The sequence below is a fragment of the Streptococcus sp. NM genome (assembly GCF_003390135.1).
Lineage (GTDB): Bacteria > Bacillota > Bacilli > Lactobacillales > Streptococcaceae > Streptococcus.
This window is the reverse complement of record NZ_QUOS01000009.1, coordinates 1-21,872: the sequence shown is the minus strand read 5'-3', so window position 1 is coordinate 21,872 and position 21,872 is coordinate 1. Positions and strand designations below refer to the sequence as shown.

Sequence of the window (21,872 nt, the reverse complement as noted above, 5' to 3'; positions counted from 1 at the left end):
GCAGATAGAACTGACGAAGTCAGTAATATCTATACGGCAAGGCGACGTTGACGTGGTTTGAAGAGATTTTCGAAGAGTATGAGAACCCTTAGTTAGAGGGTTAGCAAGTTTTCCCTTTTTGTGTTATAATATTAGGGATTGAAATGAAAACGGAGAATGAGAAATATGGCTTTAACAGCAGGTATCGTTGGTTTGCCAAACGTTGGTAAATCAACACTATTTAATGCAATTACAAAAGCAGGAGCAGAGGCAGCGAACTACCCATTTGCAACGATTGATCCAAACGTTGGAATGGTAGAAGTTCCAGATGAACGCCTACAAAAACTAACTGAAATGATTACTCCTAAAAAGACAGTGCCAACAACATTTGAATTTACAGATATTGCAGGGATTGTAAAAGGAGCTTCAAAAGGAGAAGGGCTAGGGAATAAATTCTTGGCCAATATCCGTGAAGTAGATGCGATTGTTCATGTAGTTCGTGCTTTTGATGATGAAAATGTTATGCGCGAGCAAGGACGGGAAGACGCTTTTGTAGATCCACTTGCAGATATTGACACCATTAACCTGGAATTGATTCTTGCTGACTTAGAATCAGTTAATAAGCGTTATGCGCGTGTAGAAAAGATGGCACGTACGCAAAAAGATAAAGAATCAGTAGCAGAATTCAATGTTCTTCAAAAGATTAAACCTGTTCTTGAAGATGGAAAATCAGCTCGAACCATTGAATTTACAGATGAAGAACAAAAGGTTGTCAAAGGTCTCTTCCTTTTGACGACTAAACCAGTGCTCTATGTTGCTAATGTGGACGAGGATGTGGTTTCAGAACCTGACTCTATCGACTATGTTAAACAAATTCGTGAATTCGCAGCGACAGAAAATGCTGAAGTAGTCGTTATTTCTGCGCGTGCTGAGGAAGAAATTTCTGAGTTAGATGATGAAGATAAGCAAGAGTTTCTTGAAGCACTTGGATTGACAGAATCAGGCGTTGACAAGTTGACTCGTGCAGCTTACCACTTGCTTGGACTGGGAACTTACTTCACAGCTGGTGAAAAAGAGGTTCGCGCTTGGACCTTCAAACGTGGTATGAAGGCTCCTCAAGCAGCTGGTATTATCCACTCAGACTTTGAAAAAGGCTTTATTCGTGCAGTAACCATGTCATATGAGGATCTAGTGAAATACGGATCTGAAAAGGCCGTAAAAGAAGCTGGACGCTTGCGGGAAGAAGGAAAAGAATATATCGTTCAAGATGGCGATATCATGGAATTCCGCTTTAATGTATAAGAGATTTAATAAATAGTGTCAATTAGGTTGGAAAAAAATTCCAACCCTTTTGGCTTTTGAAAGGAAAAATAAATGACCAAATTACTTGTAGGCTTGGGCAATCCAGGGGATAAATATTTTGAAACAAAACACAATGTTGGTTTTATGTTGATTGACCAACTAGCGAAGAAACAGAATATCACTTTTACACACGATAAGATATTTCAAGCTGATCTAGCATCTTTTTTTCTTAATGGCGAAAAAATTTATCTTGTCAAACCAACGACCTTTATGAATGAAAGCGGGAAAGCTGTTCATGCTTTATTGACTTACTATGGTTTGGATATTGAAGATTTACTCATTATTTATGATGATCTTGACATGGAAGTTGGAAAGATTCGTTTAAGATCAAAGGGCTCCGCAGGTGGTCATAATGGTATCAAGTCTATTATTCAACATATAGGGACCCAGGTCTTTAATCGTGTTAAGATTGGAATCGGAAGACCTAAAAATGGTATGTCAGTTGTTCACCATGTTTTGAGTAAGTTTGACAAGGATGATTATATCGGTATTTTACAGTCTATTGACAAGGTTGACGATGCTGTAAACTATTATTTACAAGAGAAAAACTTTGAGAAAACAATGCAGAGGTATAACGGATAAATGGTGACCTTATTAGATTTATTCTCAGAAAATAATCAGATTAAAAAATGGAATCAAAGTTTAACAGATAAGAAAAGACAACTAATACTTGGCTTATCAACATCTACTAAGGCTCTTGCAATTGCAAGCAGTTTAGAAAAAGAAGATAAGATTGTGTTATTGACGTCAACTTATGGAGAAGCAGAAGGACTTGTTAGTGATCTTCTATCTATCTTGGGTGAGGAACTTGTCTATCCATTTTTGGTAGATGACTCCCCCATGGTCGAGTTCTTGATGTCTTCACAAGAAAAAATCATTTCACGGGTCGAAGCCTTGCGTTTTTTGACTGATACATCTAAGAAAGGGATTTTGGTTTGTAATATTGCAGCAAGTCGATTGATTTTACCGTCTCCAAATGTATTCAAAGATAGTATTGTAAAAATCTCAGTTGGTGAAGAATATGACCAACATGCGCTTATCCATCAGTTAAAGGAAATAGGCTATCGAAAAGTTACACAAGTACAAACTCAAGGAGAATTTAGTCTGCGAGGAGATATTTTAGATATTTTTGAAATATCCCAGTTAGAACCTTTCCGAATTGAGTTTTTTGGTGATGAAGTCGATGGTATTAGGTCATTTGAAGTCGAAACACAATTATCGAAAGAAAATCAGACAGAACTCACCATCTTTCCAGCTAGTGATATGCTTTTGAGAGAAAAGGATTATCAACGAGGTCAGTCAGCTTTAGAAAAACAAATTTCAAAAACGTTATCACCTATTTTAAAATCATACTTAGAAGAAATTCTTTCAAGTTTTCATCAAAAACAAATTCATTTAGATTCTAGGAAGTTTTTATCTTTGTGTTATGACAAGACATGGACTGTTTTTGACTATATTGAAAAAGATACCCCAGTATTCTTTGATGATTATCAGAAATTGATGAATCAATATGAAGTCTTTGAAAGGGAGTTAGTACAATACTTTACAGAAGAATTACAGAACAGTAAAGCATTTTCTGAGATGCAGTATTTTGCAGATACAGAGCAAATCTATAAAAAACAGAGTCCGGTTACCTTTTTCTCTAACCTGCAAAAGGGGTTAGGAAATCTCAAGTTTGATCAAATTTATCAATTTAATCAATATCCCATGCAAGAGTTTTTCAATCAATTTTCTTTTCTAAAAGAAGAAATTGATCGATACAAAAAAATGAATTACACTATTATTCTTCAGTCTAGCAATTCAATGGGAAGTAAAACATTGGAGGATGTTTTAGAGGAATATCAGATTAAATTGGATTCCAGAGATAAGTCAAGTATTTGTAAAGAATCTGTAAACTTAATCGAGGGTAATCTCAGACATGGTTTTCATTTTGTTGATGAAAAGGTTTTATTGATAACTGAACATGAGATTTTTAAAAAGAAATTGAAACGTCGTTTTCGAAGACAACATGTTTCAAACGCAGAGAGATTAAAAGATTACAATGAACTTGAAAAAGGAGATTATGTTGTTCACCATATCCATGGGATTGGTCAATATCTAGGAATTGAAACAATTGAAATCAAGGGAATTCACCGCGATTATGTAAGTGTCCAGTATCAAAATGGGGATCAAATTTCCATACCAGTAGAGCAGATTCAGTTACTGTCTAAATATATTTCAAGTGATGGGAAAGCGCCAAAACTCAATAAATTAAATGATGGTCATTTCAAAAAAGCCAAGCAAAAAGTTAAGAACCAGGTAGAGGATATAGCTGACGATTTAATCAAACTTTATTCTGAGCGCAGCCAGTTGAAGGGTTTTGCTTTTTCAGCTGATGATGAAGATCAACATGCTTTTGATGATGCCTTTCCTTATGTTGAAACGGATGATCAACTTCGTAGTATTGAGGAAATCAAGAGCGATATGCAGGCTTCTCAGCCAATGGATCGACTTTTAGTTGGGGATGTTGGTTTTGGAAAGACTGAAGTTGCTATGCGTGCAGCCTTTAAGGCAGTCAATGATAACAAACAGGTTGTCGTTTTAGTTCCGACGACGGTTTTAGCGCAACAGCACTATACGAATTTTAAGGAACGATTCCAAAATTTTGCAGTTAATATTGATGTGTTGAGTCGCTTTAGAAGTAAAAAAGAACAGACTGAAACACTTGAAAAATTGAAAAACGGTCAAGTTGATATTTTGATTGGAACGCATCGAGTTTTATCTAAAGATGTTGAGTTTGCTGATTTGGGATTGATGATTATTGATGAAGAGCAGCGATTTGGTGTCAAGCATAAGGAAACCTTGAAAGAGTTGAAGAAACAAGTGGATGTCCTAACCCTGACCGCTACGCCAATTCCTCGTACCCTTCATATGTCTATGCTGGGAATCAGAGATTTGTCTGTTATTGAAACTCCACCGACTAATCGTTATCCAGTGCAAACCTATGTTTTGGAAAAGAATGATAGTGTCATTCGTGATGCGGTCTTGCGTGAAATGGAGCGTGGAGGTCAAGTTTACTATCTTTACAACAAAGTTGACACGATTGACCAAAAGGTTTCAGAATTACAGGAGTTGATTCCAGAGGCTTCGATTGGTTTTGTTCATGGGCAAATGAGTGAGATTCAGTTAGAAAATACTTTATTAGATTTCATTGAAGGTCAGTATGATATTTTGGTGACAACTACCATTATTGAGACAGGGGTGGACATTCCAAATGCCAATACTTTATTTATTGAAAATGCGGACCATATGGGCTTGTCAACCTTGTATCAGTTAAGAGGAAGAGTCGGTCGTAGTAATCGTATTGCTTATGCCTATCTCATGTATCGCCCAGAAAAATCAATCAGTGAAGTCTCTGAAAAGAGATTAGAAGCGATCAAAGGATTTACAGAATTGGGTTCTGGATTTAAGATTGCAATGCGCGATCTTTCGATTCGTGGAGCAGGAAATCTTTTAGGGAAATCCCAGTCTGGTTTCATTGATTCTGTTGGTTTTGAATTGTATTCGCAGTTATTGGAGGAAGCTATTGCTAAACGACATGGTAATGTGAACACAAGAACCAAAGGGAATTCTGAGTTGATTTTACAAATTGATGCCTATCTTCCTGATACTTATATTTCTGATCAACGACATAAGATTGAAATTTACAAGAAAATTCGTCAAATTGACAACCTTGTCAATTATGAGGAGTTACAAGAAGAGCTGATGGACCGTTTTGGAGAATACCCAGATGTGGTTGCTTATCTTTTAGAGATTGGTTTGGTTAAGTCTTATCTTGATAAGGTCTTTGTTCAACGTGTGGAACGAAAAGAAAATAAGATTACAGTTCAATTTGAAAAAATTACTCAGCGACTGTTCTTGGCTCAAGATTATTTTAAAGCTTTATCCGCAACGAACTTAAAAGCAGCTATAGCTGAGAATAAGGGATTAATGGAAGTTGTATTTGATGTTCGAAACAAGAAGGACTATGAAATTTTAGAAGGTCTGCTCATTTTTGGAGAAAGTTTATTAGAGATAAAAGTGTTGAAAGAAGGCAATTCTCTTTAACATTTTTCTTCTATAAAATGGAGAAAAATGGTACAATAATAATTTGAGGTAATAAAAATGAGACTAGACAAATATTTAAAAGTATCAAGAATTATCAAGCGTCGTACAGTCGCAAAAGAAGTAGCAGATAAAGGCAGAATCAAGGTAAATGGAATCTTGGCCAAAAGTTCAACGGATTTGAAAGTTAATGACCAAGTTGAAATTCGCTTTGGCAATAAGTTGCTGCTTGTAAAAGTACTGGAGATGAAAGATAGTACAAAAAAAGAAGATGCAGCAGGAATGTATGAAATTGTCAGTGAAACACGGGTAGAAGAAAATGTCTAAAAATATCGTACAATTGAATAATTCTTTTATTCAAAATGAACACCAACGTCGTCGCTATCTGATGAAGGAACGACAAAAACGTAATCGTTTCATGGGCTGGGTTCTTATTTTGATGATTTTATTGTTCATTTTACCAACTTATAATCTTGCTCAAAGCTATAATCAATTACTCCAAAGACGTCAACAGTTATCAGACTTGCAAACTCAGTATCAAACCTTGAGTGAGGAAAAGGAGAAAGAGACAGCTTTTGCTACAAAGTTGAAAGATGAAGAGTACGCTGCTAAATACATGCGTGCAAAATATTATTATTCTAAGAATCGGGAAGCTGTTTATACGATTCCTGACTTGCTCCCAAGGTGATAAAATGGAAAATTTATTAGACGTAATTGAGCAATTCTTGAGTCTATCGGATGAAAAGCTGGAAGAGTTAGCTGATAAAAATCAATTATTGCGTTTACGAGAAGAAAAGGAAAGGAAGAATGCGTAAGTTCTTAATTATTTTGTTGCTACCGAGTTTTTTGACAGTTTCAAAAGTCGTTAGCACAGAAAAAGAAGTTGTATATACTTCGAAAGAAATTTATTACCTTTCACAATCTGACTTTGGTATTTATTTTAGAGAAAAATTAAGTTCTCCCATGGTTTATGGAGAGGTTCCTGTTTATGCGAATGAAGATTTAGTAGTGGAATCTGGAAAATTGACTCCAAAAACAAGTTTTCAAATAACCGAGTGGCGTTTAAATAAACAAGGAATTCCAGTATTTAAGCTATCAAATCATCAATTTATAGCTGCGGACAAACGATTTTTATATGATCAATCAGAGGTAACTACAACAATAAAAAAAGTATGGTTAGAATCTGATTTTAAACTGTATAACAGTCCTTATGATTTAAAAGAAGTGAAATCATCCTTATCAGCTTATTCGCAAGTTTCAATTGATAAGACCATGTTTGTAGAAGGGAAAGAATTTCTACATATTGATCAGGCTGGATGGGTAGCTAAAGAATCAACTTCTGAAGATGATAATCGGATGAGTAAAGTCCAAGAAATGTTATCGGAAAAATATCAGAAGGATTCATTTTCTATTTATGTTAAGCAACTGACTACTGGAAAAGAAGCTGGTATCAATCAAGATGAAAAGATGTATGCAGCTAGCATTTTAAAATTACCTTATCTCTACTATACGCAAGAAAAAATAAATGAGGGTCTTTATCAGTTAGACACGACTGTAAAATACGTATCAGCAGTCAATGATTTTCCAGGTTCTTATAAACCAGAGGGAAGTGGTAGTCTCCCTAAAAAAGAGGATAATAAAGAGTATTCTATAAAGGACTTAATCACAAAAGTATCTAAAGAATCGGATAATGTAGCTCATAATCTATTGGGATATTACATTTCAAATCAATCTGATGCTATATTCAAATCCAAGACGTCTGCTATTATGGGAGATGATTGGGATCCAAAAGAAAAATTGATTTCTTCTAAAATGGCTGGGAAAGTCATGGAAGCTATTTATAACCAAAATGGATTTGTATTGGATTCTTTGACTAAAACAGATTTTGATAATGAGAGAATTGCCAAAGGTGTTTCTGTTAAAGTAGCTCATAAAATTGGAGACGCGGATGAATTTAAGCATGATACAGGTGTTGTCTATGCAGATTCTCCATTTATTCTTTCTATTTTCACTAAAAATTCTGATTATGATACGATTTCTAAGATAGCCAAGGATGTTTATGAGGTTCTAAAATGAGGGAACAAGATTTTTTAAATCATTTTCTCAAGAAGGGATATTTCAAAAAGCATACTAAGGTGGTGCTAGCTCTTTCTGGTGGATTGGATTCTATGTTTCTATTTAAGGTATTATCTACGTATCAAAAAGAGTTAGAAATTGAATTGATTCTAGCTCATGTTAATCATAAGCAGAGAGTAGAATCAGATTGGGAAGAACAGGAATTAAGGAAGTTGGCTGCTGAAGCAGAGCTTCCTATTTATATCAGCAATTTTTCAGGAGAATTTTCTGAAGCGCGTGCTCGAAATTTTCGTTATGATTTTTTTCAAGAGGTTATGAAAAAGACAGGTGCGACAGCCTTAGTCACTGCTCACCATGCTGATGACCATGTGGAAACGATTTTGATGCGTTTGATTCGAGGCACTCGTTTGCGCTATCTATCAGGAATTAAGGAAAAGCAAGTAGTCGGAGAGATAGAAATCATTCGGCCCTTCTTGCATTTTCAGAAAAAAGACTTTCCACCAATTTTCCACTTTGAAGATATATCAAATCAGGAAAATCATTATTTTCGCAATCGTATTCGAAATTCTTATTTACCAGAATTAGAAAAAGAAAATCCTCGATTTAGATATGCAATCTTAAGCATCGGCAATGAAATTTTAGATTATGACTTAGCTATAGCTGAATTATCAAAGAATATTGATGTAGAGAATTTAGATCAGCTATTGTCTTACTCTGAGTCGACACAAAGAGTTTTACTTCAAACTTATCTGAATCGTTTTCCAGATTTGAATCTTACAAAAGCTCAGTTTGAAGAAGTTCGGCAGATTTTAAAAACTAAAAGCCAGTATCGTCATCCGCTAAAAAATGGTTATGAATTGATAAAAGAGTACCAATGGTTTAAGATTTGTAAAATCAGTCCTCAGGCTGATGAAAAGGAAGATGGACTTGTGTTACACTATCAAAATCAGGTATCTTATCAAGGATATAAATTTTCCTTTGGACTTCCTTTAGAAGGTGAATCAATTCAACAAATACTTGTTTCACGGGAAACATCAATACATATTCGTCATCGAAAAACAGGAGATGTTTTGATTCTAAATGGGCATAGAAAAAAACTCAGACGTCTATTTATTGATTTGAAAATCCCTATGGAAAAGCGAAAATCTGCTCTGATTATTGAGCAATTTGGTGAAATTGTCTCAATTTTGGGAATTACGACCAGTAATTTGAGTAAAAACACGAAAAATGATATAATGAACACTGTACTTTATATAGAAAAAATAGATAGGTAAAAAAATGTTAGAAAACGATATTAAAAAAATCCTCGTTTCACACGATGAAATTACAGAAGCTGCTAAAAAATTAGGTGCTCAATTAACTAAGGACTATGCAGGAAAAAATCCAATCTTAGTTGGGATTTTAAAAGGATCTATTCCTTTTATGGCTGAATTGGTTAAACATATCGACACACATATTGAAATGGACTTCATGATGGTTTCTAGTTACCATGGTGGAACAGCAAGTAGTGGTGTCATCAATATCAAGCAAGATGTAACTCAAGACATCAAAGGAAGACATGTTCTGTTTGTAGAAGATATCATTGATACGGGTCAAACTTTGAAGAGTTTGCGAGATATGTTTAAAGCAAGAGAAGCAGCTTCTGTTAAAATTGCAACCTTGTTGGATAAACCAGAAGGACGTGTTGTAGAAATTGAGGCAGACTATACCTGCTTTACTATCCCAAATGAGTTTGTAGTAGGTTATGGTTTAGACTACAAAGAAAATTATCGTAACCTTCCTTATGTTGGAGTATTGAAAGAAGAAGTATATTCAAATTAGAAAGAACAATTTTTAATGAAAAAACAAAATAATGGTTTAATTAAAAATCCTTTTCTATGGTTATTACTTATTTTTTTCCTAGTTACAGGTTACCAGTATTTTAGTACAGGTAGTGTTGCAGGGAAAAGTGAGCAAATTAATTATACAGAACTGGTAAAAGAAATTACCGATGACAATGTAAAAGAATTGACTTACCAGCCAAATGGTAGTGTTATCGAAGTTTCAGGTGTTTATAAAAATCCTAAAACAAGTAAAGAAGAAACAGGCATTCAGTTCTTTTCTCCTTCTGCTACAACAGTAGAGAAATTTTCAAGCATCATTCTTCCTTCAGATACTACAGTATCAGAATTACAAAAGCTTGCTTCTGACCATAAAGCGGAAGTAACTGTTAAGCATGAAAGTTCAAGTGGTATGTGGATTAATATTCTTGTATCCATTGTGCCATTCGGTATTCTTTTCTTCTTCCTATTTTCTATGATGGGAAATATGGGAGGAAATAATAGCCGTAACCCAATGAGTTTTGGACGTAGTAAGGCTAAAGCTGCAAATAAAGAAGATATTAAAGTAAGATTTTCAGATGTTGCTGGAGCTGAGGAAGAAAAACAAGAACTAGTTGAAGTTGTTGAATTCTTAAAAGATCCAAAACGATTTACAAAACTTGGAGCCCGTATTCCAGCAGGTGTCCTTCTAGAGGGACCTCCGGGAACAGGTAAGACTTTGCTTGCTAAAGCAGTCGCCGGAGAAGCAGGTGTTCCATTCTTTAGTATTTCAGGTTCTGACTTTGTAGAAATGTTTGTCGGGGTTGGAGCTAGTCGTGTTCGTTCTCTTTTTGAAGATGCCAAAAAAGCAGCACCAGCTATCATCTTTATCGATGAAATTGATGCTGTTGGACGTCAACGTGGAGTTGGTCTTGGCGGAGGAAATGACGAACGTGAACAAACCTTGAACCAACTCTTGATTGAGATGGATGGTTTTGAGGGAAATGAAGGAATTATCGTCATCGCTGCGACAAACCGTTCAGATGTACTAGATCCTGCCCTTTTGCGTCCAGGACGTTTTGATAGAAAAGTATTGGTTGGCCGTCCTGATGTTAAAGGTCGTGAAGCAATCTTGAAAGTTCACGCTAAGAACAAGCCTTTAGCAGAAGATGTAGATTTGAAATTAGTGGCCCAACAAACCCCAGGTTTTGTTGGAGCAGATTTAGAGAATGTCTTGAATGAAGCGGCTCTAGTTGCTGCTCGTCGCAATAAATCGATAATTGATGCTTCAGATATTGATGAAGCAGAAGACAGAGTTATTGCTGGTCCTTCTAAGAAAGATAAGACAGTTTCACAAAAAGAACGTGAATTAGTTGCTTACCATGAGGCAGGACATACCATTGTAGGTCTAGTCTTGTCGAATGCCCGTGTTGTCCATAAGGTTACAATTGTACCACGTGGCCGTGCAGGTGGTTATATGATTGCACTTCCTAAGGAAGACCAAATGCTTCTTTCCAAAGAAGATATGAAAGAGCAATTGGCTGGTTTAATGGGTGGCCGTGTAGCTGAAGAAATTATCTTTAATGTCCAAACCACAGGAGCTTCAAACGACTTTGAACAAGCGACACAAATGGCGCGTGCAATGGTTACAGAGTACGGTATGAGTGAAAAACTTGGCCCAGTACAATATGAAGGAAACCATGCTATGTTTGGTGCACAGAGTCCTCAAAAATCAATTTCAGAACAAACAGCTTATGAAATTGATGAAGAGGTTCGTTCATTATTGAATGAAGCACGAAATAAAGCTGCTGAAATTATTCAGTCAAATCGTGAAGCTCACAAGTTGATTGCAGAAGCATTATTGAAATACGAAACATTGGATAGTACACAAATTAAATCTCTTTACGAAACAGGAAAGATGCCTGAAACAGTTGAAGAGGAATCTCATGCATTATCTTATGATGAAGTAAAGTCAAAAATGAATGATGAAAAATAACCCAAAGAGAGGCTTGTCCTCTCTTTTTTGTGCAGTTGAGGCGGTGTAGGGTGCAGAATGGATGAAATGTGACAAAAGTGTTTCTGAATCTGTTAGACTGTATCTAGAAAGGGGAACAATATGATTGAAGAATTGTATAAAGAAGTCCAGGGAATTGTGTACAAGTGTAGAAATGAATATTACCTTCATTTATGGGAGCTATCGGATTGGGAACAAGAGGGTATGATTTGCTTACATGAATTGATCAGTAGAGAAGAAGAGCTGGCAGAAGATATTCCTCGTTTAAGGAAATATTTTAAAACCAAGTTTCGGAATCGAATCCTAGACTATATCCGTAAGCAAGAAAGTCAAAAACGAAGATATGATAAAGAACCCTATGAAGAAGTAGGTGAGCTTAGTCATCGTATAAGCGAGGGAGGTCTCTGGCTAGATGATTATTATCTCTTTCATGAGACACTAAGAAATTATAGAAACAAACAAAGTAAAGATAAACAAGAAGAGTTAGAACGCGTCTTAAGAAATGAACGCTTCCGAGGTCGTCAAAGAGTATTAAGAGACTTACGTATTGTATTTAAAGAGTTTGACATCCGTACATACTAGGAAGCCATGCAAAAAATGAAAAAAGATAAAAAAGTAGTTGACAAAGGTGAAAAAGTCTGTATAATAGTAAGAGTTGAAAATAACAACTCAGGTCCGTTGGTCAAGGGGTTAAGACACCGCCTTTTCACGGCGGTAACACGGGTTCGAATCCCGTACGGACTATGGTATGTTGCGGATGGAACACTTGATGAAAAAAGATTAAAAAAGTTTCAAAAAAGTGTTGACAAGCAAAAGCGCCTGTGATATACTAATATAGTTGTCGCTTGAGAGAACTGAGTGACAAAGACCTTTGAAAACTGAACAAGACGAACCAATGTGCAGGGCACTACAACTAAGGTTGTAGTACTGAACAATGAAAAAACAATAAATCTGTCAGTGACAGAAATGAGTGAGAACTCAAACTTTTAATGAGAGTTTGATCCTGGCTCAGGACGAACGCTGGCGGCGTGCCTAATACATGCAAGTAGAACGCTGAAGGAGGAGCTTGCTTCTCTGGATGAGTTGCGAACGGGTGAGTAACGCGTAGGTAACCTGCCTGGTAGCGGGGGATAACTATTGGAAACGATAGCTAATACCGCATAATAGTAGATGTTGCATGACATTTGCTTAAAAGGTGCAATTGCATCACTACCAGATGGACCTGCGTTGTATTAGCTAGTTGGTGGGGTAACGGCTCACCAAGGCGACGATACATAGCCGACCTGAGAGGGTGATCGGCCACACTGGGACTGAGACACGGCCCAGACTCCTACGGGAGGCAGCAGTAGGGAATCTTCGGCAATGGACGGAAGTCTGACCGAGCAACGCCGCGTGAGTGAAGAAGGTTTTCGGATCGTAAAGCTCTGTTGTAAGAGAAGAACGAGTGTGAGAGTGGAAAGTTCACACTGTGACGGTATCTTACCAGAAAGGGACGGCTAACTACGTGCCAGCAGCCGCGGTAATACGTAGGTCCCGAGCGTTGTCCGGATTTATTGGGCGTAAAGCGAGCGCAGGCGGTTAGATAAGTCTGAAGTTAAAGGCTGTGGCTTAACCATAGTACGCTTTGGAAACTGTTTAACTTGAGTGCAAGAGGGGAGAGTGGAATTCCATGTGTAGCGGTGAAATGCGTAGATATATGGAGGAACACCGGTGGCGAAAGCGGCTCTCTGGCTTGTAACTGACGCTGAGGCTCGAAAGCGTGGGGAGCAAACAGGATTAGATACCCTGGTAGTCCACGCCGTAAACGATGAGTGCTAGGTGTTAGACCCTTTCCGGGGTTTAGTGCCGTAGCTAACGCATTAAGCACTCCGCCTGGGGAGTACGACCGCAAGGTTGAAACTCAAAGGAATTGACGGGGGCCCGCACAAGCGGTGGAGCATGTGGTTTAATTCGAAGCAACGCGAAGAACCTTACCAGGTCTTGACATCCCTCTGACCGCTCTAGAGATAGAGCTTTCCTTCGGGACAGAGGTGACAGGTGGTGCATGGTTGTCGTCAGCTCGTGTCGTGAGATGTTGGGTTAAGTCCCGCAACGAGCGCAACCCCTATTGTTAGTTGCCATCATTCAGTTGGGCACTCTAGCGAGACTGCCGGTAATAAACCGGAGGAAGGTGGGGATGACGTCAAATCATCATGCCCCTTATGACCTGGGCTACACACGTGCTACAATGGCTGGTACAACGAGTCGCAAGCCGGTGACGGCAAGCTAATCTCTTAAAGCCAGTCTCAGTTCGGATTGTAGGCTGCAACTCGCCTACATGAAGTCGGAATCGCTAGTAATCGCGGATCAGCACGCCGCGGTGAATACGTTCCCGGGCCTTGTACACACCGCCCGTCACACCACGAGAGTTTGTAACACCCGAAGTCGGTGAGGTAACCGTAAGGAGCCAGCCGCCTAAGGTGGGATAGATGATTGGGGTGAAGTCGTAACAAGGTAGCCGTATCGGAAGGTGCGGCTGGATCACCTCCTTTCTAAGGATAAGGAACTGCGCATTGGTCTTGTTTAGTCTTGAGAGGTCTTGTGGGGCCTTAGCTCAGCTGGGAGAGCGCCTGCTTTGCACGCAGGAGGTCAGCGGTTCGATCCCGCTAGGCTCCATTGGTGAGAGATCACCAAGTAATGCACATTGAAAATTGAATATCTATATCAAATAGTAACAAGAAAATAAACCGAAAACGCTGTAGTATTAATAAGAGTTTATGACTGAAAGGTCAGAAAATAAGGTTAAGTTAATAAGGGCGCACGGTGGATGCCTTGGCACTAGGAGCCGAAGAAGGACGTGACAAACGACGATATGCCTTGGGTAGCTGTAAGTAAGCGATGATCCAGGGATTTCCGAATGGGGGAACCCAACAGGTACTACCTGTTACCCGCATCTGTTAAGGATGTGAGGAGGAAGACGCAGTGAACTGAAACATCTAAGTAGCTGCAGGAAGAGAAAGCAAAAGCGATTGCCTTAGTAGCGGCGAGCGAAACGGCAGGAGGGCAAACCGAAGAGTTTACTCTTCGGGGTTGTAGGACTGCAATGTGGACTCAAAGATTATAGAAGAATGATTTGGGAAGATCAGCCAAAGAGAGTAATAGCCTCGTATTTAAAATAGTCTTTGTACCTAGCAGTATCCTGAGTACGGCGGGACACGTGAAATCCCGTCGGAATCTGGGAGGACCATCTCCCAACCCTAAATACTCCCTAGTGACCGATAGTGAACCAGTACCGTGAGGGAAAGGTGAAAAGCACCCCGGGAGGGGAGTGAAATAGAACCTGAAACCGTGTGCCTACAACAAGTTCGAGCCCGTTAATGGGTGAGAGCGTGCCTTTTGTAGAATGAACCGGCGAGTTACGTTATGATGCGAGGTTAAGTTGAAGAGACGGAGCCGTAGGGAAACCGAGTCTGAATAGGGCGCCTTAGTATCATGACGTAGACCCGAAACCATGTGACCTACCCATGAGCAGGTTGAAGGTGCGGTAAGACGCACTGGAGGACCGAACCAGGGCACGTTGAAAAGTGCTTGGATGACTTGTGGGTAGCGGAGAAATTCCAAACGAACTTGGAGATAGCTGGTTCTCTCCGAAATAGCTTTAGGGCTAGCGTCGACATTAGAGATTCTTGGAGGTAGAGCACTGTTTGGGTGAGGGGTCCATCCCGGATTACCAATCTCAGATAAACTCCGAATGCCAATGAATTATGGTCGGCAGTCAGACTGCGAGTGCTAAGATCCGTAGTCGAAAGGGAAACAGCCCAGACCACCAGCTAAGGTCCCAAAATAATTGTTAAGTGGAAAAGGATGTGGGGTTGCACAGACAACTAGGATGTTAGCTTAGAAGCAGCTATTCATTCAAAGAGTGCGTAATAGCTCACTAGTCGAGTGACCCTGCGCCGAAAATGTACCGGGGCTAAAACAATTTACCGAAGCTGTGGATACCTTTATAGGTATGGTAGGAGAGCGTTCTATGTGTGATGAAGGTGTACCGTGAGGAGCGCTGGAACGCATAGAAGTGAGAATGCCGGTATGAGTAGCGAAAGACAGGTGAGAATCCTGTCCACCGTAAGACTAAGGTTTCCAGGGGAAGGCTCGTCCGCCCTGGGTTAGTCGGGACCTAAGGAGAGACCGAAAGGTGTATCCGATGGACAACAGGTTGATATTCCTGTACTAGAGTATGTAGTGATGGAGGGACGCAGTAGGCTAACTAAAGCAGACGATTGGAAGAGTCTGTCTAAGCAGTGAGGTGTGATATGAGTCAAATGCTTATATCTTTAACATTGAGCTGTGATGGGGAGCGAAGTTTAGTAGCGAAGTTAGTGACGTCACACTGCCAAGAAAAGCTTCTAGCGTTTAAACATACTCTACCCGTACCGCAAACCGACACAGGTAGTCGAGGCGAGTAGCCTCAGGTGAGCGAGAGAACTCTCGTTAAGGAACTCGGCAAAATGACCCCGTAACTTCGGGAGAAGGGGTGCTGACTTTACGTCAGCCGCAGTGAATAGGCCCAAGCAACTGTTTATCAAAAACACAGCTCTCTGCTAAATCGTAAGATGATGTATAGGGGGTGACGCCTGCCCGGTGCTGGAAGGTTAAGAGGAGTGCTTAGCGTAAGCGAAGGTATGAATTGAAGCCCCAGTAAACGGCGGCCGTAACTATAACGGTCCTAAGGTAGCGAAATTCCTTGTCGGGTAAGTTCCGACCCGCACGAAAGGCGTAATGATTTGGGCACTGTCTCAACGAGAGACTCGGTGAAATTTTAGTACCTGTGAAGATGCAGGTTACCCGCGACAGGACGGAAAGACCCCATGGAGCTTTACTGCAGTTTGATATTGAGTGTCTGTACCACATGTACAGGATAGGTAGGAGTCTATGAGATCGGGACGCCAGTTTCGAAGGAGACGTTGTTGGGATACTACCCTTGTGTTATGGCCACTCTAACCCGGATAGGTGATCCCTATCGGAGACAGTGTCTGACGGGCAGTTTGACTGGGGCGGTCGCCTCCTAAAAGGTAACGGAGGCGCCCAAAGGTTCCCTCAGAATGGTTGGAAATCATTCGCAGAGTGTAAAGGTATAAGGGAGCTTGACTGCGAGAGCTACAACTCGAGCAGGGACGAAAGTCGGGCTTAGTGATCCGGTGGTTCCGTATGGAAGGGCCATCGCTCAACGGATAAAAGCTACCCTGGGGATAACAGGCTTATCTCCCCCAAGAGTTCACATCGACGGGGAGGTTTGGCACCTCGATGTCGGCTCGTCGCATCCTGGGGCTGTAGTCGGTCCCAAGGGTTGGGCTGTTCGCCCATTAAAGCGGCACGCGAGCTGGGTTCAGAACGTCGTGAGACAGTTCGGTCCCTATCCGTCGCGGGCGTAGGAAATTTGAGAGGATCTGCTCCTAGTACGAGAGGACCAGAGTGGACTTACCGCTGGTGTACCAGTTGTCTTGCCAAAGGCATCGCTGGGTAGCTATGTAGGGAAGGGATAAACGCTGAAAGCATCTAAGTGTGAAACCCACCTCAAGATGAGATTTCCCATGATTTTATATCAGTAAGAGCCCTGAGAGATGATCAGGTAGATAGGTTAGAAGTGGAAGTGTGGCGACACATGTAGCGGACTAATACTAATAGCTCGAGGACTTATCCAAAGTAACTGAGAATATGAAAGCGAACGGTTTTCTTGGTTTGAATAGATATTCAATTTTGAGTAGGTATTACTCAGAGTTAAGTGACGATAGCCTAGGAGATACACCTGTACCCATGCCGAACACAGAAGTTAAGCCCTAGAACGCCGGAAGTAGTTGGGGGTTGCCCCCTGTGAGATATGGAAGTCGCTTAGCTTTATTCCGCCATAGCTCAGTTGGTAGTAGCGCATGACTGTTAATCATGATGTCGTAGGTTCGAGTCCTACTGGCGGAGTAGTTAATTAAGAGAGGTTTAGTCCTCTTTTTTTATTTTGGTGAACATAAAAATAGGCTCTCTGTCAACTGTAGTGGATTGAAGAAAAGGTAATATCTAGAAAGGACAAATTTCGTCCTTTCTTTTTTGATGTTTAGAGCGATGAAAATACTTTTTTTGAAGTTTTCAAAGTGTTGACGATTTTATATTTGTCCTTGAGAAAGATTTTAAAAACAGTCTGAAAAATCTAACTTTGAACTGCACCCCAAAAGTTAGACAGAAAAAAATCTAACTTTTGGGGTGTTTTTATCATGAAGTTAACTTATGATGATAAAGTTCAGATCTATGAACTTAGAAAACAAGGATATAGCTTAGAGAAGCTTTCAAATAAATTTGGGATAAACAATTCTAATATTAGGTACATGATTAAATTGATTGATCGTTACGGAATAGAGTTCGTCAAAAAAGGAAAAAATCGTTACTATTCTCCTGATTTAAAACAAGAAATGATTGATAAAGTCTTACATGAAGGCTGGACTAAAGATAGAGTTTCTCTTGAATACGGCCTCCCAAGTCGTACGATACTTCTTAATTGGCTAGCACAATACAAGAAAAACGGGTATACTATTGTTGAGAAAACAAGAGGGAGAGTACCTAAAATGGGACGTAAGCCAAAAAAGAGACTTGAAGAGAGGACAGAATTAGAACGTCTTCAAGCAGAAAATGAGTACCTGAGAGCGGAGAATGCCATCCTAAAAAAGTTGAGAGAACTCCGATTGAAGGAGAAAAAAGAGAAAGAAGAAAGACAGAAATTGTTCAAGAATTAATGACTGAGTTTTCGTTGGATATTCTTCTAAAAGCCATTAAACTAGCTCGTTCGACCTACTACTATCACTTGAAACAGCTAGACAAACCAGATAAGAACCAAGAGCTTAAAGCTGAAATTCAATCTATTTTTATCAAACACAAAGGAAATTATGGTTATCGTCGGATTCATTTAGAACTAAGAAATCGTGGTTATCTGGTAAATCAGAAAAGAGTTCAACGCTTGATGAAAGTACTCAATTTACAAGCTAAAATGCGACAGAAACGAAAATATTCTTCTCATAAAGGAGATGTTGGTAAGAAGGCAGATAATCTCATTCAATGTCAATTTGAAGGCTCTAAAACAATGGAAAAGTGCTACACAGATGTGACAGAATTTGCCATTCCAAATAGCACGCAGAAATTGTATTTATCGCCTGTTTTAGATGGCTTTAATAGCGAAATTATTGCCTATAATCTTTCAACTTCACCGAACTTAGCACAAGTAAAAACCATGTTGGAACAGTCCTTCACAGAGAGGCACTACGAGAATACGATTCTCCATAGTGACCAAGGTTGGCAATACCAACACGATGCTTACCATCGGTTCCTAGAGAGTAAGGGAATTCAAGCATCCATGTCACGTAAAGGTAACAGCCAAGACAACGGTATGATGGAGTCCTTTTTTGGCATTCTGAAATCGGAGATGTTTTATGGTTATGAGAAGTCATTTCAGTCGCTTAGCAATTGGAACAAGTCATTGTAGACTATATTGATTACTACAACAATAAACGAATTAAGGTAAAACTAAAAGGACTTAGCCCTGTGCAATACAGATTGGGGTCAGTACAATCTGATGCTATGCGTTTTCTTAATTTAAGATTTTTGCCTCAGTCTCTTTTAGTATTTAACACAGTTAATAGGATCTATAATAGTCTAATTTAGGTAGTAAATTTGTTCCTATTCTGTCAACTTTTCCTATTTGTTATCTTTTTGAGGTTGGTTTTTAAGCAATTCAGGAATTGATAGTGAATGTGTAAAATTTTTTGTTAGAATAAGCTTATAAAAAGTAAAGGGGTATAGGCTTATGTTACAAAAGATTTATGAGCAGATGACGGATTTTTATAGAAATATTGAAGAAGACTATGGTACGTTCTTCGGAGATCATTTTGACTGGGAACATTTTCATTTTAAGTTTTTGATTTATTATCTTGTCCGATATCGTATTGTGAGCTATCGGGATTTTATTGTTTACCATTATCGTGTTGCTTACCGTTTGTATCTTGAAAAATTGATAATGAAACAAGGTTTTGTTGCTTGTTGAGACAGTATGAGTTAATTTCCGAACAAATTTAACTTTTTGTAGGAAAATAATGATAAATAGCCGGAATTATTTCTAAATCATTTTTTAATAGTTGGAAATAGCAAATCTTTCTATTGTTTCTTCTTGATAAAAAGGCGATTTTTTCTTATAATAAATTGTAAGATATAATTGCAGGTGAGAGTCCTGCCATGTATGTGAGAAAGGAAGAGCCTGAGGGCTCAGACAAGATTATGACTTCAGTTGTTGTTGTAGGTACCCAATGGGGTGATGAAGGTAAAGGGAAGATTACAGACTTCCTTTCTGCGAATGCAGAAGTGATTGCACGATACCAAGGTGGTGATAATGCAGGTCACACGATTGTGATTGATGGTAAGAAATTTAAGTTGCACTTGATTCCATCTGGAATTTTCTTCCCTGAAAAAATCTCTGTTATTGGTAATGGTATGGTTGTAAATCCTAAATCTCTTGTGAAAGAGTTGAGCTATCTTCATGAGGAAGGTGTGACAACTGATAACTTGCGTATTTCTGATCGCGCGCATGTTATTTTGCCTTATCATATCGAGTTGGATCGTTTGCAAGAAGAAGCTAAGGGCGACAATAAGATTGGGACTACAATCAAGGGAATTGGTCCAGCTTATATGGACAAGGCTGCTCGTGTTGGGATTCGTATTGCAGATCTTTTAGATAAAGATATTTTCCGTGAGCGTTTAGAACGTAACCTTGCTGAAAAGAATCGTCTTTTTGAAAAATTGTATGACAGTAAAGCGATTGCTTTTGATGATATTTTTGAAGAATATTATGAATACGGTCAACAAATCAAGAAGTATGTGACAGATACATCTGTCATTTTGAATGATGCACTTGATAACGGTAAACGTGTGCTTTTTGAAGGTGCACAAGGTGTTATGCTAGATATCGACCAAGGTACGTATCCATTTGTTACGTCATCAAACCCTGTGGCTGGTGGTGTTACGATTGGTTCTGGTGTTGGTCCAAGTAAGATTGACAAGGTTGTTGGTGTATGTAAAGCCTATACGAGTCGTGTAGGAGACGGTCCTTTCCCAACTGAGTTGTTTGATGAAGTGGGAGAACGCATTCGTGAAGTAGGTCATGAGTATGGTACAACAACTGGTCGTCCACGTCGTGTGGGTTGGTTTGACTCAGTTGTGATGCGTCATAGTCGTCGTGTTTCTGGTATCACTAACCTTTCATTGAACTCTATCGATGTTTTGAGTGGTTTAGATACAGTGAAAATCTGTGTGGCCTATGATCTTGATGGTCAACGTATTGACTACTATCCAGCTAGTCTTGAGCAATTGAAACGTTGCAAGCCTATTTATGAAGAGTTACCAGGTTGGTCAGAAGATATTACTGGAGTTCGTAATTTGGAAGATCTTCCGGAGAATGCGCGTAACTATGTTCGTCGTGTGAGTGAATTGGTTGGCGTTCGTATTTCTACTTTCTCAGTAGGTCCTGGTCGTGAACAAACAAATATTTTAGAAAGTGTTTGGTCCTAAGAGATTTTTAAGATTTGTTTAAGATAGGTCGGGTATACTATAGACAGTTACAAGAAGACCTCCTAACTTGTTGTAACAAATATCCTAAACTTTTCTTTTTCATAATAATCTCCCTATAAAGTCACCGCATTCGGTGGCTTTTTTTGTGTTGGGATTCATGATATAATAATAAAATCGATAAGTAGGAAAAGAGAAACGGATGAATTATACAGTTGAAGAAAAAGAAGGCTTTATGAGAGAGGCCTTGAGAGAGGCTGAGATTGCTCTTGAACACGATGAAATTCCAATTGGTTGTGTGATTGTCAAGGACGGAGAAATCATTGGCCGCGGGCATAATGCGCGTGAGGAACTGCAGCGAGCGGTTATGCATGCGGAAATTATGGCCATAGAGAATGCGAATCTGAGTGAGGAGAGCTGGCGCTTGCTGGATTGCACACTTTTTGTGACCATTGAGCCTTGTGTCATGTGTAGTGGGGCAATTGGACTCGCCCGTATTCCAAACGTGGTCTATGGGGCTAAAAACCAGAAATTTGGCGCTGCTGGGAGTTTGTACGATATCTTGACAGATGAGCGTCTCAATCATCGTGTGGAGGTTGAAACGGGAATTTTGGAAGATGAATGCGCAGCTATTATGCAGGATTTTTTTAGAAATAGACGGAAAAAATAATTTTGCTTTTAAAATGAATAGGAATGTGATATAATAAATAGTGGAGCAACAGTTCTGCGTGAAGCGGGTCAGGGGAGGAATCCAGCAGCCCTAAGCGATTTGAATTGTGTGCTCTTTTTTTCGTGCTTTTTCCGAATAAATAAGATAGAATAATCTTGAATAAATGATAATAGAAAAGAGAAGATGATGAAAATTCGTGGTTTTGAATTGGTTTCGACTTTTACAGATGAAAATTTATTGCCCAAGCGTGAGACGGTGCATGCGGCTGGTTACGATTTAAAGGTTGCTGTGCGTACGGTTATTGCGCCAGGAGAGA

General features: G+C 39.3%; 14 protein-coding genes, 3 tRNA genes, 3 rRNA genes, 1 other RNA gene and 3 pseudogenes. 23 read left to right on the top strand and 1 reads right to left on the bottom strand.

The window, feature by feature from the left end; translation table 11 throughout:
* Window positions 1–165: 165 nt before the first annotated feature.
* From ychF to DXN33_RS09325, 17 genes are all read left to right on the top strand, one after another.
* Window positions 166–1,281 carry a redox-regulated ATPase YchF gene (ychF, locus tag DXN33_RS09400; protein WP_004269823.1) on the top strand — a complete coding sequence of 372 codons (1,116 nt, stop codon included), beginning with the start codon at window positions 166–168 and terminating at the stop codon, window positions 1,279–1,281.
* Between the two features lie 72 nt (window positions 1,282–1,353).
* Window positions 1,354–1,923 (top strand): aminoacyl-tRNA hydrolase, encoded by a 570-nt coding sequence (gene pth, locus DXN33_RS09395; protein WP_064276844.1) that lies wholly within the window; start codon window positions 1,354–1,356, stop codon window positions 1,921–1,923.
* A complete protein-coding gene (mfd, locus tag DXN33_RS09390) occupies window positions 1,924–5,427 on the top strand; it encodes a transcription-repair coupling factor (RefSeq protein WP_115904951.1) in 3,504 nt (1,167 codons plus the stop codon). It begins immediately after the preceding gene.
* A gap of 57 nt (window positions 5,428–5,484) precedes the next feature.
* Window positions 5,485–5,751 carry an RNA-binding S4 domain-containing protein gene (locus DXN33_RS09385; protein WP_049552243.1) on the top strand — a complete coding sequence of 89 codons (267 nt, stop codon included), beginning with the start codon at window positions 5,485–5,487 and terminating at the stop codon, window positions 5,749–5,751.
* Window positions 5,744–6,112, top strand: a complete 369-nt coding sequence (locus tag DXN33_RS09380) for a septum formation initiator family protein (protein WP_115904950.1) — start codon at window positions 5,744–5,746, stop codon at window positions 6,110–6,112. The genes DXN33_RS09385 and DXN33_RS09380 overlap by 8 nt, the downstream gene beginning before the upstream one ends.
* 4 nt (window positions 6,113–6,116) lie before the next feature.
* Window positions 6,117–6,239: an SP_0009 family protein gene (locus DXN33_RS09840; protein WP_049552245.1), complete on the top strand. Its 123-nt coding sequence runs from the start codon at window positions 6,117–6,119 to the stop codon at window positions 6,237–6,239.
* The gene (locus tag DXN33_RS09375) at window positions 6,232–7,500 is read left to right on the top strand and encodes a serine hydrolase (protein ID WP_115904949.1); all 1,269 of its coding nucleotides are present in this window, start codon (window positions 6,232–6,234) and stop codon (window positions 7,498–7,500) included. Before DXN33_RS09840 ends, DXN33_RS09375 begins: the two co-directional genes overlap by 8 nt.
* Window positions 7,497–8,774, top strand: a complete 1,278-nt coding sequence (gene tilS, locus DXN33_RS09370; RefSeq protein ID WP_115904948.1) for a tRNA lysidine(34) synthetase TilS — start codon at window positions 7,497–7,499, stop codon at window positions 8,772–8,774. Before DXN33_RS09375 ends, tilS begins: the two co-directional genes overlap by 4 nt.
* A 4-nt stretch (window positions 8,775–8,778) precedes the next feature.
* On the top strand, window positions 8,779–9,321 hold the full coding sequence (hpt, locus tag DXN33_RS09365) for a hypoxanthine phosphoribosyltransferase (RefSeq protein ID WP_000892178.1): 543 nt from the start codon (window positions 8,779–8,781) through the stop codon (window positions 9,319–9,321).
* Between the two features lie 15 nt (window positions 9,322–9,336).
* Window positions 9,337–11,295, top strand: a complete 1,959-nt coding sequence (ftsH, locus tag DXN33_RS09360) for an ATP-dependent zinc metalloprotease FtsH (protein WP_049509412.1) — start codon at window positions 9,337–9,339, stop codon at window positions 11,293–11,295.
* Window positions 11,296–11,415: 120 nt separating this feature from the next.
* The gene (locus DXN33_RS09355; protein WP_061590186.1) at window positions 11,416–11,895 is read left to right on the top strand and encodes a sigma-70 family RNA polymerase sigma factor; all 480 of its coding nucleotides are present in this window, start codon (window positions 11,416–11,418) and stop codon (window positions 11,893–11,895) included.
* A gap of 90 nt (window positions 11,896–11,985) precedes the next feature.
* A tRNA-Glu gene (locus tag DXN33_RS09350) sits at window positions 11,986–12,057 on the top strand.
* Between the two features lie 241 nt (window positions 12,058–12,298).
* A 16S ribosomal RNA gene (locus tag DXN33_RS09345) occupies window positions 12,299–13,844 on the top strand.
* A 51-nt stretch (window positions 13,845–13,895) separates the two neighbouring features.
* Window positions 13,896–13,968: transfer RNA gene (locus tag DXN33_RS09340), tRNA-Ala, on the top strand.
* Window positions 13,969–14,092: 124 nt separating this feature from the next.
* Window positions 14,093–16,994 (top strand): 23S ribosomal RNA (locus tag DXN33_RS09335).
* A gap of 76 nt (window positions 16,995–17,070) precedes the next feature.
* Window positions 17,071–17,186: ribosomal RNA gene (gene rrf, locus DXN33_RS09330) — 5S ribosomal RNA — on the top strand.
* Together the 16S, 23S and 5S rRNA genes with 3 tRNA genes alongside form the textbook arrangement of a ribosomal RNA operon.
* Window positions 17,187–17,191: 5 nt before the next feature.
* Window positions 17,192–17,265, top strand: a tRNA-Asn gene (locus DXN33_RS09325).
* 95 nt (window positions 17,266–17,360) lie between these two features.
* Here DXN33_RS09325 and DXN33_RS09320 read toward each other — a convergent pair.
* Window positions 17,361–17,491, bottom strand: a pseudogene (locus DXN33_RS09320) (ISL3 family transposase); the annotation flags it as partial.
* A 64-nt stretch (window positions 17,492–17,555) separates the two neighbouring features.
* Here DXN33_RS09320 and DXN33_RS09315 point away from each other — a divergent pair.
* The 6 genes and pseudogenes from DXN33_RS09315 to DXN33_RS09290 all read left to right on the top strand — a co-directional run.
* A pseudogene (locus DXN33_RS09315) lies at window positions 17,556–18,894 on the top strand (IS3 family transposase); the annotation flags it as partial.
* Between the two features lie 241 nt (window positions 18,895–19,135).
* Window positions 19,136–19,372: a sigma(X)-activator ComW gene (gene comW / locus DXN33_RS09310; protein ID WP_115904947.1), complete on the top strand. Its 237-nt coding sequence runs from the start codon at window positions 19,136–19,138 to the stop codon at window positions 19,370–19,372.
* Window positions 19,373–19,602: 230 nt separating this feature from the next.
* On the top strand, window positions 19,603–20,889 hold the full coding sequence (locus tag DXN33_RS09305) for an adenylosuccinate synthase (RefSeq protein WP_001832534.1): 1,287 nt from the start codon (window positions 19,603–19,605) through the stop codon (window positions 20,887–20,889).
* A gap of 199 nt (window positions 20,890–21,088) precedes the next feature.
* Entirely contained in the window at window positions 21,089–21,556 is a 468-nt protein-coding gene (gene tadA / locus DXN33_RS09300) for a tRNA adenosine(34) deaminase TadA (protein WP_064275757.1), read from the top strand.
* 32 nt (window positions 21,557–21,588) lie between these two features.
* Window positions 21,589–21,686: signal recognition particle sRNA small type (gene ffs / locus DXN33_RS09295), an RNA gene on the top strand.
* 56 nt (window positions 21,687–21,742) lie between these two features.
* A pseudogene (locus DXN33_RS09290) lies at window positions 21,743–21,872 on the top strand (dUTP diphosphatase); the annotation flags it as partial.

Bases quoted from the DNA above. Each gene is read 5' to 3' on its own strand.
- mfd (WP_115904951.1), top strand. From the start codon at position 1,924: ATGGTGACCTTATTAGATTTATTCTCAGAAAATAATCAGATTAAAAAA.
- DXN33_RS09305 (WP_001832534.1), top strand. From the start codon at position 19,603: ATGACTTCAGTTGTTGTTGTAGGTACCCAATGGGGTGATGAAGGTAAA.
- ychF (WP_004269823.1), top strand. From the start codon at position 166: ATGGCTTTAACAGCAGGTATCGTTGGTTTGCCAAACGTTGGTAAATCA.
- ftsH (WP_049509412.1), top strand. From the start codon at position 9,337: ATGAAAAAACAAAATAATGGTTTAATTAAAAATCCTTTTCTATGGTTA.
- tilS (WP_115904948.1), top strand. From the start codon at position 7,497: ATGAGGGAACAAGATTTTTTAAATCATTTTCTCAAGAAGGGATATTTC.
- comW (WP_115904947.1), top strand. From the start codon at position 19,136: ATGTTACAAAAGATTTATGAGCAGATGACGGATTTTTATAGAAATATT.
- DXN33_RS09355 (WP_061590186.1), top strand. From the start codon at position 11,416: ATGATTGAAGAATTGTATAAAGAAGTCCAGGGAATTGTGTACAAGTGT.
- pth (WP_064276844.1), top strand. From the start codon at position 1,354: ATGACCAAATTACTTGTAGGCTTGGGCAATCCAGGGGATAAATATTTT.
- DXN33_RS09380 (WP_115904950.1), top strand. From the start codon at position 5,744: ATGTCTAAAAATATCGTACAATTGAATAATTCTTTTATTCAAAATGAA.
- hpt (WP_000892178.1), top strand. From the start codon at position 8,779: ATGTTAGAAAACGATATTAAAAAAATCCTCGTTTCACACGATGAAATT.
- DXN33_RS09375 (WP_115904949.1), top strand. From the start codon at position 6,232: ATGCGTAAGTTCTTAATTATTTTGTTGCTACCGAGTTTTTTGACAGTT.
- DXN33_RS09840 (WP_049552245.1), top strand. From the start codon at position 6,117: ATGGAAAATTTATTAGACGTAATTGAGCAATTCTTGAGTCTATCGGAT.
- tadA (WP_064275757.1), top strand. From the start codon at position 21,089: ATGAATTATACAGTTGAAGAAAAAGAAGGCTTTATGAGAGAGGCCTTG.
- DXN33_RS09385 (WP_049552243.1), top strand. From the start codon at position 5,485: ATGAGACTAGACAAATATTTAAAAGTATCAAGAATTATCAAGCGTCGT.